Below are 13250 nucleotides of genomic sequence, written 5' to 3'. Positions count from 1 at the left end.
TTAAATTCGTTCAGGTTCGTTCGCGCGCGCTGTTACGCTTCCACAATTGCCAGAATGTCGCTTTCGGACATGATCAGCACTTCTTCGTTGTCGATCTTCTCAGCTTTCACACCGTAACCATCGTTGAAAATCACGATATCACCCACTTTCACGTCCAGCGGTTGCACAGTACCGTTTTCCAGGATGCGGCCCTTACCGACAGCGATGATTTCGCCACGAGTTGATTTACCTGCCGCAGAACCGGTCAGCACGATACCGCCAGCAGATTTAGACTCAACTTCTTTACGTTTGACGATCACACGATCATGTAACGGACGAATACTCATTGATAGCTCTCCTTTGAGAAAGTCTTTATCAGTTATGGATGACGCCGGGCCACAAACGGTTGTCCGGCTGGTGACCTGAGAGATGGGGTTGGCTTTTTCCCCCTTCAAGGGGGAGCAGCAAAAAAAATTTGCGAAAGTTTATCCGCACATAAGCCACCATTGCTGACAGGGGCTTGCGCAGTCATCAGCAAATCTGATTGTGATAACATCGACGCTCCTGACGATAAGCAGACAAAAGACAATGAGCGGATTAAAACAAGAGCTGGGGCTGGCTCAGGGCATTGGGTTACTTTCCACCTCCTTACTGGGCACCGGCGTGTTCGCCGTTCCGGCGCTGGCCGCGCTGGCGGCGGGCAACAGCAGCCTGTGGGCATGGCCGTTACTGATCCTGCTCGTGTTCCCGGTAGCCATTGTTTTTGCCGCGCTGGGCCGCCACTTCCCCAGCGCGGGCGGTGTGGCGTATTTCGTCGGGATGGCCTTCGGCCCGCGTCTTGAACGCGTAACGGGCTGGTTGTTTCTCTCTGTTATCCCGGTCGGATTGCCTGCCGCGCTGCACATTGCTGCCGGTTTCTGGCAAGGCATGTTTGGCTGGCAGGGTCCGCAATTGTTGATGACGGAGCTGGGTACACTGGCGCTGATTTGGCTGCTGGGTACACGAGGCGCAGGTTCCAGCGCGAACCTGCAATCGATTATCGCCGGGTTGATCGTGGCGTTAATTGTGGCGATCTGGTGGCGCGGCGGCATTAGCTTCAGCGATATTCCCTTTCCACCGATCTCGCAGGTACCCGTTTCGGCGATGTCGGCCTCGCTGGCGGTGATGTTCTGGTGTTTCGTCGGGCTTGAAGCTTTCGCCCATCTGGCCTCTGAATTCAAAAACCCCGAGCGGGATTTCCCCCGCGCGCTGATGATTGGCCTGCTGCTGGCGGGATCGGTTTACTGGGCCTGTACCGTTGTGGTGCTGCATTTCGATGCCTGGCACGCACAGGGCGCAGCGGCGTCGTTGCCGGTGATTGTCGTCGAGTTGTTTGGTAAACAGGCGCTGTGGATTGCCTGCATTATTGGTTATCTGGCCTGTTTCGCCAGCCTGAATATCTATATCCAGAGTTTTGCCCGGCTGGTGTGGTCGCAGGCGGCATACAAACCGGATAGCGCACTGGCAAAACTCTCCAGACGCCAGTTGCCCTTGAATGCGCTGAACGCGGTGATTATCTGCTGCATGTTCTGCACCCTCACGATTTATGCCTTCAGCGTGAATCTTGATACGCTGATCATCTACGCGAACGGTATTTTCATCATGATTTATCTGCTGTGCATGCTGGCGGGCTGCCGCTTGTTGAAAGGGCGGTTTAAAGCACTGGCGGTACTCGGAAGTGCTTTATGTTTGCTGCTGTTGGTGATCCCCGGCTGGAAGAGCCTTTACGCGGTGTTCATGCTGTTCGCATTGTGGTTGCTGCTGCCAAAGCGCCGCACAACATCCATTCATTCCGCCCAACCATAAAAAGAAGCCCGGCATTGCCGGGCGTCAATAATCAGCGATCATCTTTGTTATCCAGACGATCGCGCGGATTGTCTTTGCGCTGATATTCGCCCTCAAATGTCTGCCCGTCAGTCCCCCCCGCGCCAAACCCGCCGCCCGGCATCCGCGAAAAACGTAAATGCGGCATCAGTTTCAGCGTCAGGTGTTTTTGTACCGGGGGTAACAGCAACAGCAGACCCAGGAAGTCGGTAAAGAACCCCGGCAGCACCAGCAACAAGCCAGCGATAATCAGCGAAACGCTTTTGATCATCTCCGCCGCCGGGCTTTCGCCTGCCGCCATCTTCTGTTGCATCAGCAAAAAGTTCTTAAATCCCTGGTTGCGTACCAGCGACATGCCAATCACCGAGGTGAAGATCACCAGAATCAGTGTCATCAGTACGCCAAAAACATGCGCGACCTGAATAAAGATCGAGATCTCGATGTAAACGTATAAAAAGACTGCAATAAACGGTATCCAGCGCACTGGCTTCTCCTGTCAATGGACAGCCGCGTCAAAGCGTCTGCCGAAATGGGTTTGCAAATCGCATCCCTACCAAATGGTGGCAAATGCAAAAAATTCAATTTCGCGGCGGTTGTAAATTTTTGTCTGTTACGAAGCGGTGACTTATTTCACATATTATTAATTATGATGCATTGACGGGGATAATAAGTGATCCCGATTACGGAATTTCCTTTCCTTCAGCATATAATTTCAGACATCCGGCCGATTAAGGGGATAATCGTCGGTCGAAAAAGACACATAACCACATTAATATTGTGTGTTTGGTGTATTCATTCGTAGCTTGAAAAAGAAGGTTCACATGTTAAACAACATTCGTATCGAAGAAGACTTGTTAGGTACCAGGGAAGTGCCAGCGGATGCCTACTACGGCGTGCATACTCTGAGAGCGATTGAAAACTTTTATATCAGCAACAGCAAAATCAGCGACATTCCTGAGTTTGTCCGTGGCATGGTGATGGTGAAAAAGGCGGCAGCGCTGGCGAACAAAGAGCTGCAAACCATCCCGAAAAGTATCGCCAACGCTATCGTTGCCGCATGTGATGAGGTCCTCAACAATGGCAAATGCATGGATCAGTTCCCGGTAGACGTCTATCAGGGCGGCGCGGGCACCTCCGTGAACATGAACACCAACGAAGTACTGGCGAACATCGGTCTTGAGCTGATGGGCCATCAGAAAGGTGAATACCAGTTCCTCAACCCGAACGATCATGTTAACAAATGCCAGTCCACCAACGACGCCTACCCAACCGGGTTCCGCATCGCGGTGTACGCCTCCATCGTTAAACTGGTTGATGCCATCAAACAGCTTGGCGAAGGCTTCGAAAACAAAGCCGTGGAGTTCAAGGATATCCTGAAAATGGGCCGCACCCAGTTGCAGGACGCGGTGCCGATGACTCTGGGTCAGGAGTTCCACGCTTTCAACGTGCTGCTGAATGAAGAAACCAAAAACCTGCTGCGTACCGCCGAACTGCTGCTGGAAGTGAACCTTGGCGCAACGGCAATCGGTACGCGTCTCAACACCCCGGACGGCTACCAGCAACTGGCCGTACAAAAACTGGCGGAAGTGAGTAACCTGCCGGTGGTTCCGGCGGAAGACCTGATTGAAGCGACCTCCGACTGCGGCGCCTACGTGATGGTGCACAGCTCGCTGAAACGCCTGGCGGTGAAGCTCTCCAAAATCTGTAACGACTTGCGCCTGCTCTCCTCCGGGCCGCGCGCCGGGCTGAATGAAATCAACCTGCCGGAATTGCAGGCGGGTTCCTCCATCATGCCGGCGAAAGTGAACCCGGTGGTGCCGGAAGTGGTGAACCAGGTGTGCTTTAAAGTGATCGGCAACGACACCACCGTCACCATGGCGTCCGAAGCGGGACAGTTGCAGTTGAACGTGATGGAGCCAGTGATTGGCCAGGCCATGTTTGAGTCGGTGCATATTCTGACCAACGCCTGCTACAACCTGCTGGAAAAATGCATCAACGGTATTACCGCCAACAAAGAAGTATGCGAAGGCTACGTCTACAACTCCATCGGCATCGTCACCTACCTCAACCCGTTTATCGGCCACCACAACGGCGACATCGTTGGCAAGATTTGCGCCGAAACCGGTAAGAGCGTGCGTGAAGTCGTGCTGGAGCGCGGCCTGCTGACGGAAACAGAGCTGGATGACATCTTCTCTGCGCAAAACCTGATGCACCCGGCCTATAAAGCGAAGCGTTATACCGATGAAAGCGAACAGTAATTCCGACGGTTAGAAAGACAAAAGGCACGTCCTGAGCGACGTGCCTTTTTCTTTTGGATGGTTACTAAACTATAACAATTCGATATCACTTAGTTAAACAAGGAAGCCAACTATGTTTGCTGCAGAGCTTGTCCTCGTCCTGATTGCTATCTACCTTGGCGCCAGATTAGGCGGCATCGGCATTGGTTTTGCCGGTGGCCTTGGTGTACTGGTTCTCACCCTGTTCTTTCAAATCAAACCCGGGGCGATTCCCTTCGATGTCATAGAAATTATTATGGCGGTCATCGCCGCTATCGCTGCCATGCAGGTAGCGGGCGGGATGGATTATCTGGTGAACCTGGCGGAAAAAATGCTGCGCCGCCATCCGAAGTACATCACCTTTCTCGCGCCGCTGGTCACCTGGTTTATGACCATTCTCGCGGGTACCGGACACACCGCGTTTTCCACGCTGCCAGTAATTACCGAAGTGGCGAAAGAGCAAGGCATTCGCCCGTCGCGTCCGCTGTCGATTGCTGTCGTCGCCTCGCAAATTGCGATTACCGCGTCGCCCATCTCCGCGGCGGTGGTCTTTTTTGCCGGCATCCTCGAACCGCTTGGCGTCAGCTATCTGACACTGCTGGCAATCTGTATTCCGGTGACGCTGATTGCCGTCATGTTGACGGCGGTGGTCTGTAACTTCCTCGGCTGTGAGCTGAAAGATGATCCGGTGTACCAGGAGCGCCTGGCAAAAGGCGAAGTGAAGCTGCGCGGCAGCCAGGTTTTTGCCATGAAGCCGCATGCTAAACGTTCGGTGCTACTGTTCCTGATTGGTATTGTCGCGGTCATGCTCTACGCCACCGCCATTAGCCCGACCGTTGGCTTAATCACTAACCCGGTGCTGCCGCGTAACGAAGCGATTGTGGTGTTTATGCTGACCATCGCCACGCTGATTTGCCTGACCTGCAAAATCGACACCGGTGAAATTCTTAACGCCAGCACCTTCAAATCCGGTATGAGCGCCTGTATTTGTGTGCTCGGCGTGGCGTGGCTCGGCGATACCTTCGTGAAACACCATATTGAAGATATCCAGATGGTGGCAGGCGATCTGCTGCACAGCTACCCATGGCTGCTGGCGGTGGTGCTGTTTTTCGCCGCAACGCTGCTCTATTCCCAGGCCGCAACCACCAAAGCGCTGATGCCTGCCGCGCTGCTGCTCGGTGTCACCCCGCTGACGGCAATTGCGTCGTTTGCCGCCGTTTCCGCGCTGTTTGTGCTGCCAACTTACCCAACTCTGCTGGCGGCGGTCGAAATGGATGACACCGGCTCAACGCGCATCGGCAAGTTTGTTTTTAACCATGCGTTCCTCGTTCCCGGCGTGATCGCCATCGCCCTGTGCGTCGTGCTGGGCTTTATCTTCGGCGGTATCTTGTTGTAAAGGTCTTAAAATCGGGTCGCCCGGCGGCCCGCTCCTCTCACTTCGCGTGGTATAGTCGTTGCTTTCGCGCTTACGAGGTTGACGATGAACACGCCTGACGCCGTTGTTGTACTCTGCACCGCCCCGGATGAAGCCACCGCCCAGGATCTGGCGGCCAAAGTGCTGGCAGATAAGCTCGCTGCATGTGTCACCATTTTGCCGGGCGCGACTTCGCTCTATTACTGGGAAGGCAAACTCGAACAAGAGTATGAAGTGCAACTGCTGCTTAAAACCGACGTCGCACATCTCGAAGACCTCTTCGCCAGCATCAAATCGCACCATCCTTACAAAACCCCGGAATTACTGGCTTTACCCGTCACCCACGGAGATTACGATTACCTCTCATGGCTCAACGCATCTTTACGCTGATCCTGCTGCTGTGCAGCACATCCGCTTTTGCGGGCTTATTCGACGCGCCCGGTCGCTCCAGTTTTGTGCCCGCCGACCAGGCGTTTACCTTTGATTTTCAGCAGCATCAGCACGATTTAACGCTCAACTGGCAGGTTAAAGAGGGTTACTACCTTTATCGCCAGCAAATTCGCGTCACCCCGGCGCAGGCAACTATTGGCGCGTTAACGCTGCCCAAAGGGGAGATGCATGAAGACGAGTTCTACGGCAAAACGGAAATCTACCGTAAACGGCTGAACCTGCCGCTCGATATCAACGCGGCGGCAAAAGGCGCGACGCTGACCGTCACTTACCAGGGCTGCGCCGATGCCGGGTTCTGTTATCCGCCGGAAACCAAAGTGGTGCCGCTGATGGAAGTCGCGGCGGCTACACCGGTAAATGCGCCACCGGCCGCACCGCAGGAAACCACTGCAAGCCAGCTTCCCTTCTCTGCGCTGTGGGCGCTGTTGATCGGCATCGGCATCGCGTTTACGCCGTGTGTGCTGCCAATGTACCCGCTGATTTCCGGCATTGTGCTTGGCGGAAAACAGCGCCTTGCCACACCGCGCGCGCTGCTGCTGGCGTTTATCTACGTGCAAGGGATGGCGCTTACCTATACGGCGCTGGGGCTGGTTGTTGCGGCAGCAGGTTTATCATTCCAGGCGGCACTGCAACACCCGTACGTGCTGATTGGCCTGTCGGTGATGTTCACGCTGCTGGCGCTGTCGATGTTCGGCCTGTTTACCTTACAGCTTCCTTCTGCGCTGCAGACCCGTTTAACCCTGTGGAGCAACCGCCAGCAGGGCGGCTCCGTGGGCGGTGTGTTTGCCATGGGCGCGATAGCCGGGCTGATTTGTTCGCCCTGCACCACCGCGCCGTTAAGCGCCATCCTGCTCTATATTGCGCAAAGCGGTAACCTGTGGCTCGGTGGCGGCACGCTCTATCTTTACGCGCTGGGCATGGGCCTGCCGCTGATCCTCGTGACCGTCTTCGGCAACCGGTTACTGCCGAAAAGCGGGCCGTGGATGGAGCAGGTCAAAACCGCTTTTGGCTTTGTGATCCTCGCCCTACCGGTCTTTCTGCTGGAGCGCGTGCTCGGTGAAACCTGGGGGCTGCGGCTGTGGTCGCTGCTCGGCGTGGCGTTTTTCGGCTGGGCATTTATCACCAGTCTGGGCGCGAAGCGTGCGTTTGTCCGCGTGCTGCAAATCGCGCTGCTCGGCGCGGCACTGGTCTGCGCGCGTCCGTTACAGGATTGGGCGTTTGGTGCCCCCACCGCGCAGACGCACTCGCCGCTGGCGTTCACGCCGGTTTCGACCGTCGACGACCTGAACCAGGCGCTGGCGCGGGCTAACGGCCGCCCGGTGATGCTGGATCTCTACGCCGACTGGTGTGTGGCATGTAAAGAGTTTGAGAAGTACACCTTTAGCGACGCCGGCGTACAGGCTGCGCTGAAAGATACCGTGTTATTGCAGGCCAACGTAACGGCCAACAACGCCCAGGACGCCGCGCTGCTGCGCCATCTCAATGTGCTGGGTCTGCCAACGATTCTGTTTTTCGACGCGCAAGGTCATGAGCAACCGGCAGCCCGGGTGACCGGGTTTATGGACGCCGCTGCGTTCGCCGCGCATTTGCGCAATCACGCCCCGTAAACAACACTTTGTGGGGGAGTGAGCTTCAGATAACGGAGGATATCACCGTGCAACGCGAAGACGTTTTGAGTCAAACTTTGCAATTACTTGAATTAAGAGGGATTGCGGACACCACTCTTGAAATGGTTGCCGAGCGCATCGACTATCCCATCGATGAGTTCCGCCGTTTCTGGCCAGACAAAGAGGCGCTGCTGTATGACGCGCTGCGTTATCTCAGCCAACAGGTGGATGTCTGGCGCAGGCAACTGCTGTTGGATGAGACGCTCAGCAATGAGCAAAAACTGCTGGCGCGCTACGGCGCGCTCACTGAGTGCGTGAGCAATAACCGCTATCCAGGTTGTTTGTTTATTGCCGCCTGCACCTTCTTCCCGGACCCGGCGCACCCGATCCACCAGCTTGCCGATCAGCAAAAGCGCGACGCCCATGATTTCTCGCATCAGTTGCTGACGCAGTTAGAAGTGGACGATCCGGCGATGGTGGCGAAGCAGATGGAGCTGGTGCTGGAGGGTTGTCTGAGCAGGATGCTGGTTAACCGCAGCCAGGCCGATGTTGATACGGCCCAGCGGCTGGCGGAAGATATTCTGCGTTTTGCCCGCTGCCGCCAGGGCGGCGCGCTGACCTAAGCGCCCAGAAATCCCGCCCACGCGGAGAGCAACAGGCACAGTGCCATCACTCGCTGAAACCAGAGCAGCGATGTGGTGGTGCGAAACAGCCGGTTGACCGCCTTGCCGAGCAGCGTCCACGCGCTCAGGCACAGCAGAGAGATCAACAAAAACCACAGCGACAGCAACGACACCTCGCGTAGCGGATGCGCGCCGTGCGGGGCAAACAGGCTGACCACCGCCAGCGCCATCATCCAGGTTTTCGGGTTAATCAGTTGCAGCATTGCCGCCGCACGGCCGCTAAACGGTCGCTGCGCTTCGCCCTGCAAATCGGCCGCGGGCGCGGTAAATAATTGCCAGCTCAGCCAGCTTAACCACAACGCCCCCGCCCAGTTCATCACCTCACGCACCAGCGGATAACTGCGCAACACTTCACCCGCACCCGCGCCGGAAATAAACACAATCAGGCTGGCCGCCACGCAGGCGCTCACCACCGCAGGCAACGTCGCTTTGATACCAAAGCGCTGGCTGCTGGTCAGGATCAAAATGTTGGTTGGGCCAGGCGTAATCGACGCCACAAAGGCGAAGAGTAAAAACGGCAGATAGCTATAAAACGGGTTCACAGGCAGGCTCCTTATTAATGAGCCTTAGACTGTCGCGTTATTTGCCGTCGTCGTCTGGAAGATTTGTGCACAGCCTGCGGTATTGCGCGGGCGAGAGGCGGTAGGCGCGCTGGAACCAGCGTCCAAGATGGCTTTGATCGGCAAATCCCAGCGCGGCAGCAACGCCTGCTGGCGTCTCCCCTTTCGCCAGTTGCGAACGTGCGGTGGCCAGTCGCAGCTGAATCAGCCAGGCGTGCGGGCTTAAGTGGAACTCGCGTTTAAAGCAGCGTGTCAGCGTAAAGCGATCGGTTCCCGTCTCCCGCGCCAGATCCGAAAGGCCAACGTTGTCGCCAATGTGCGCATGCAGATAATCACGCGCACGGTGTGCAATGGCTGTACTTTGCAACTGCGACGGCAGCCGTTTGCGCCACTGGCAATGGTGCGTAAGCTGGCTGAGCAGCCCATCCATGGCGCTTTGCTGGACGATGCGCATCTCTTCGCTGTGCAGTGCGTAAAAGGTGTGCGCAATTGCGCGGATCAGTTGCGGTTCCCTGGCGATAGTGTGGGAAAAATGCAGTGAATAGCTGGACGGGACCGATTCATACAGGCCACGTAACGTGTCGCTGAGCCAGCGATCATCAAGGTAAAAGGTCAGATAGGTAAACCCGCCTTCAACCGGGGCGTCACCATCATGGATCTCACCCGGTTCCAGCAAAAAGGCATCGCCCGGCGTGCTACGGTGGCGCTCCCGCCGACAGTGAAACTGCTGCGTCCCGGAAAGCGTAATGCCCACCAGATAGCTGTCGTGCCAGTGCGGATCGTAAGCGTGCCCTTCAAAATGGGCGCGGATGGTTTCAATTCCCGTATCCGCGTGTTGCCGCAGTTCCAGCCAGTCTTTCGCCATATCGCCTCCAACGTGCCACCGGAAGTTAGCATTCATCTCCTTAAGGTAAAAGTCTGGAAGATTTGTGCAAGGGTCGATTTGTGCCGTGCAAATGCGCAGATTGCCGCAAAGTTGAGCAACTGGATAGAATTGAAGGAAATAAAGTTGACGCCTTAATACGATTAAGGTTTAATGCGCCCCGTTGCCCGGATAGCTCAGTCGGTAGAGCAGGGGATTGAAAATCCCCGTGTCCTTGGTTCGATTCCGAGTCCGGGCACCACTTATTCAGAGAACCCGCCCAAAAGGCGGGTTTTTGCTTTTCTGCTCCCGACACCTTCATCGAACTGCATTCGATTATTCGCCGCAAGCGACTCCGTTTGTGCTTGTTGAACGGTCACGTCTGATTCGCCCAACAAAACCACATGAAAAATCCTGGAAACATATTGATGCGCTCTGCGTATATCTGCTGATCACTCTCCTTGTTTAGAAGTGAGTCATCTCTCCGAGGCAGCATGAAAGGGGCATGTAACTCTCTCGACCCTATGCGGAATATCACCGGACAGGCACAGAAAGGACAGCGTTCTACGCCTGGTAATCTCCCAAAAATTGCTTATGTTTTATACAGCGAACACCGATCCAATTAAAAGGTGATGCCCTCACTCGCTGATCGCTTTTAACCACTGCCGCTCAGGCGCTCGCTGTTTGTTGGGCGAGGATAAACGTATAACTTTTGACAACGGCTGGCATTGATATCCTTAACGGGAGTCTGAAAATGAACGCGCAGGTACAGTACGAGCTTTTTCGCAAAACACCTACCGTTAATGTCCTGAATAACCGTGGGCAGACAGTCCGGGAGATCCAGTATTATCGCCATCCGGAAAACCTGGAGTCCACGGACGAGCGTGTTACCCGCCATCACTATAATGCCCGGAACTTTCTGGTGCAGAGCACCGACCCACGGCTATATGAATTACAGCAAAGCGACCCGTCAATCCGTCCCAATTTTACTTACCTTACTTCCCTCTTCGGAACGGTACTGCGTACGGAGAGCGTCGATGCCGGCACGACGATATCCCTGAGTGACGCTACCGGACGCCCATTTCTGGACGTCACCGCAGAAGGCGCTGTCTTCACCTGGCAATATGAAGAGAGCACTCTCCCCGGCAGGCCGTTATCCATAACAGAGCAGAATTCCCGGGATACTCCGTCCCGGATTACAGAACGCTTTGTCTACGCCGGAGCAACGCCAACGGAGCAAGCCTGGAACCTGGCCGGATCATGTGTACGTCACTACGATACGGCGGGTCTGGCTCAGACCGACAGTATGGCTATAACGGGCATTAATCTGTCTGTCACCCGCCAGTTGCTGAAAGATGCGGATAACCCAGGCAGCTCCCCCGACTGGACAGGAGAAGACGCATCAGCCTGGAATGATCAATTAGCGCCGGAATCGTATACAACCCTCACTACGTCCGATGCCACGGGCGCTGTATTAACTGCCACAGATGCCGCCGGCAATATACAACGCGTCGCATATAATGTGGCAGGAATGCTTTCTGGCTCATGGCTGAGAGTGGCGGGGAAAGTTGAGCAGGTCATTGTCAAATCCCGGGCTTATTCGGCTGCGGGTCAGATACTACGCGAAGAACACGGTAATGGCGTGATCACTACTTATATTCGCGAGCCACAAACACAGCGCCTCTCAGCAATAAAAACAGAACGCCCTGCAGGCCACCCCTCAGGTGAGAAGGTATTGCAAGATCTGCAATACCTCTACGACCCGGTAGGTAATGTCCTACGCGTCACCAATAATGCAGAAGAGACCTTGTTCTGGCGAAATCAGAGGGTCGTGCCAGAAAATACATACAATTACGACAGCTTGTACCAGTTGGTCAACGCTACCGGGCGGGAAATGGCCGGGATTGTTGACCAAAATCTCACCGGGCCTTCTCCCGCAGTCCCTCTGGTGTCGGATAGCAACGCCTACACAGCGTGGCTTCGTTCTTACCGCTATGATTCCGGGGGCAACTTGACGCAAATCCAGCACAGCGCCCCAGCAACCGGTAACCGGTATACCACTGCGATCACCGTTTCCAATAGCAGTAACCGGGGAGTACTGCGTTCACTGGCAGACACAGCGGATAAAGTGGAGAGCCTGTTTATGGCGGGGGGAAACCAGAAACAACTCGTTCCCGGACAATCTCTGACATGGACCTCCAGAGGCGAACTCATGGGGGTGACGCCAGTGACTCGCGACGGGCAGCCATCTGACTATGAAATGTACCGATATGATGCGAAGAGCCAGCGCATCCTCAAAATCAGTCAGCAAAAGGCAGGGAGCAATATTCTGGGCCAGCGCACACTTTATTTACCGGGGCTGGAGATAAGAACGACACTGAATGACGGCGTTGAAAACGATGTTCTGCAGAGCATCGTTATGGACGGTGTACGGATACTACACCGGACCACCGGAGCTATTGATGACCAGATACGTTACAGCTACGGTAACCTGACAGGCAGCAGCGAATTAGAAGTGGATGGCACTGGCAAGGTCATCAGTCGGGAAGAGTACTACCCCTACGGAGGCACCGCGGTGTGGACATCGCGCAGCCAGTCGGAAGCAGATGACAAAACCATTCGCTACATGAGCAAGGAGCGGGATGCGACAGGGCTGTACTACTACGGTTTTCGCTACTACCAACCCTGGGCAGGCAGATGGCTGAATGCAGACCCGGCGGGGACGGTGGACGGCGTAAATTTATATGCCTTTGTAAAAAATAATCCTGTTAAAAATATTGATGCTGACGGCCGAATGCTCAAACGCGAACGCACTAAAGTCACAGCGACTTCTGATGAAGAAAGAGGAATCGTCGTCGAAACGAATATCCTTACACTATACAGAGCAGACACACGCTCTCCAGAAGACATTATTAAAGCCGGTGGTTTTTCAGCATCAGGAGGAATCAACGATGCAGGAACACTAGGACGGTATAACAATGGAAAGGCGGAGGAACCTATTCTGTATACAGCAGAAACGGAGCTAGGGATGAAAGATTTTGCTTTTGATATGCCTAACGAACGGCATTTTTATGCCATTGATGCGGAAGGCTTAACGGTTGCCAGATATACAAAGAATTTCGAAGGTTTAAAAAATAGAAAGAACTTAACTGCGCATTTAAAGAAACAAGAACTTTTGATGGCCAAGGTCATTGGCGAAGACTGGAAAAACAAAACAGAAGCTGAATTAAGAAGAGAGCTCTATGCTGTCGAAGGCAAAACGTCCTGGTTTGATCTGACTACTGGCGTTAAAGAGGCACATATTATTGGTAAGCCAGAACAAATGTGGTCTCCTGAAGATTTACATTCTGGTACTCCCCTTCCCGTTTTAGTGCCTCTGGAGCGGTTAAGTTATATCGGTTCAAAAATGAAAGGGATTAAAAAATCGGTTCGACTGACGCAATTTGTCAGCGAGTTACAGGTGTAAATCTCTGCATTCTGTCAAAACGAGGCGTGCTGTAGCACACCGCATTGTTCTGCGGAAAATCGCAGCGCCTTGTTTTTCCATACGATCGCG

At 54.6% G+C, this 13250-nt stretch carries 11 protein-coding genes and 1 tRNA gene; 8 read left to right on the top strand and 4 right to left on the bottom strand.

The genetic code is table 11. From position 1 onward, the window contains the following. Window positions 1-32 precede the first annotated feature (32 nt). A complete protein-coding gene (locus tag JKP81_RS13125; protein WP_007372708.1) occupies window positions 33-326 on the bottom strand; it encodes a co-chaperone GroES in 294 nt (97 codons plus the stop codon). Window positions 327-567: 241 nt separating this feature from the next. Here JKP81_RS13125 and yjeH point away from each other — a divergent pair, with 241 nt between their 5' ends. Beyond that, window positions 568-1824, top strand: a complete 1257-nt coding sequence (yjeH, locus tag JKP81_RS13120; RefSeq protein WP_200552096.1) for an L-methionine/branched-chain amino acid transporter — start codon at window positions 568-570, stop codon at window positions 1822-1824. A 31-nt stretch (window positions 1825-1855) separates the two neighbouring features. Here yjeH and JKP81_RS13115 read toward each other — a convergent pair whose 3' ends face one another. Beyond that, the gene (locus JKP81_RS13115) at window positions 1856-2326 is read right to left on the bottom strand and encodes an FxsA family protein (protein ID WP_200552095.1); all 471 of its coding nucleotides are present in this window, start codon (window positions 2324-2326) and stop codon (window positions 1856-1858) included. Window positions 2327-2663: 337 nt separating this feature from the next. On the opposite strand from JKP81_RS13115, the gene aspA reads away from it, so the two are divergent. The 5 genes from aspA (at window position 2664) to JKP81_RS13090 (ending at window position 8212) form a co-directional block, all read left to right on the top strand. After that, a complete protein-coding gene (gene aspA / locus JKP81_RS13110; RefSeq protein ID WP_200552094.1) occupies window positions 2664-4100 on the top strand; it encodes an aspartate ammonia-lyase in 1437 nt (478 codons plus the stop codon). A gap of 112 nt (window positions 4101-4212) precedes the next feature. Further along, window positions 4213-5514 (top strand): anaerobic C4-dicarboxylate transporter, encoded by a 1302-nt coding sequence (locus JKP81_RS13105; protein WP_200552093.1) that lies wholly within the window; start codon window positions 4213-4215, stop codon window positions 5512-5514. An 84-nt stretch (window positions 5515-5598) separates the two neighbouring features. Then, a complete protein-coding gene (gene cutA / locus JKP81_RS13100; protein WP_200552092.1) occupies window positions 5599-5922 on the top strand; it encodes a divalent cation tolerance protein CutA in 324 nt (107 codons plus the stop codon). Continuing rightward, on the top strand, window positions 5898-7589 hold the full coding sequence (locus tag JKP81_RS13095; RefSeq protein ID WP_200552091.1) for a protein-disulfide reductase DsbD: 1692 nt from the start codon (window positions 5898-5900) through the stop codon (window positions 7587-7589). Before cutA ends, JKP81_RS13095 begins: the two co-directional genes overlap by 25 nt. A gap of 47 nt (window positions 7590-7636) precedes the next feature. Then, window positions 7637-8212: a transcriptional regulator gene (locus JKP81_RS13090; RefSeq protein WP_200552090.1), complete on the top strand. Its 576-nt coding sequence runs from the start codon at window positions 7637-7639 to the stop codon at window positions 8210-8212. On the opposite strand, the gene JKP81_RS13085 is transcribed toward JKP81_RS13090, so the two are convergent. Further along, complete coding sequence (locus tag JKP81_RS13085) at window positions 8209-8814, bottom strand: LysE family translocator (protein ID WP_200552089.1); 606 nt, start codon at window positions 8812-8814, stop codon at window positions 8209-8211. The genes JKP81_RS13090 and JKP81_RS13085 overlap by 4 nt on opposite strands. Window positions 8815-8851: 37 nt before the next feature. Beyond that, window positions 8852-9697, bottom strand: a complete 846-nt coding sequence (locus tag JKP81_RS13080) for an AraC family transcriptional regulator (protein WP_200552088.1) — start codon at window positions 9695-9697, stop codon at window positions 8852-8854. A 183-nt stretch (window positions 9698-9880) separates the two neighbouring features. Between JKP81_RS13080 and JKP81_RS13075 the strand changes: the two genes are divergently transcribed. Continuing rightward, window positions 9881-9956, top strand: a tRNA-Phe gene (locus tag JKP81_RS13075). Window positions 9957-10448: 492 nt separating this feature from the next. Continuing rightward, window positions 10449-13160, top strand: coding sequence for an RHS repeat-associated core domain-containing protein (locus tag JKP81_RS13070; protein WP_200552087.1), 2712 nt, complete (start codon window positions 10449-10451; stop codon window positions 13158-13160). The last annotated feature ends 90 nt before the right edge of the window (window positions 13161-13250 follow it).

The organism is Kosakonia sp. LAM2021, from assembly GCF_016620385.1.
Lineage (GTDB): Bacteria > Pseudomonadota > Gammaproteobacteria > Enterobacterales > Enterobacteriaceae > Kosakonia > Kosakonia sacchari.
The sequence above is the reverse complement of the archived record's forward strand: the minus strand, read 5'-3'. Positions and strand labels throughout refer to the sequence as shown.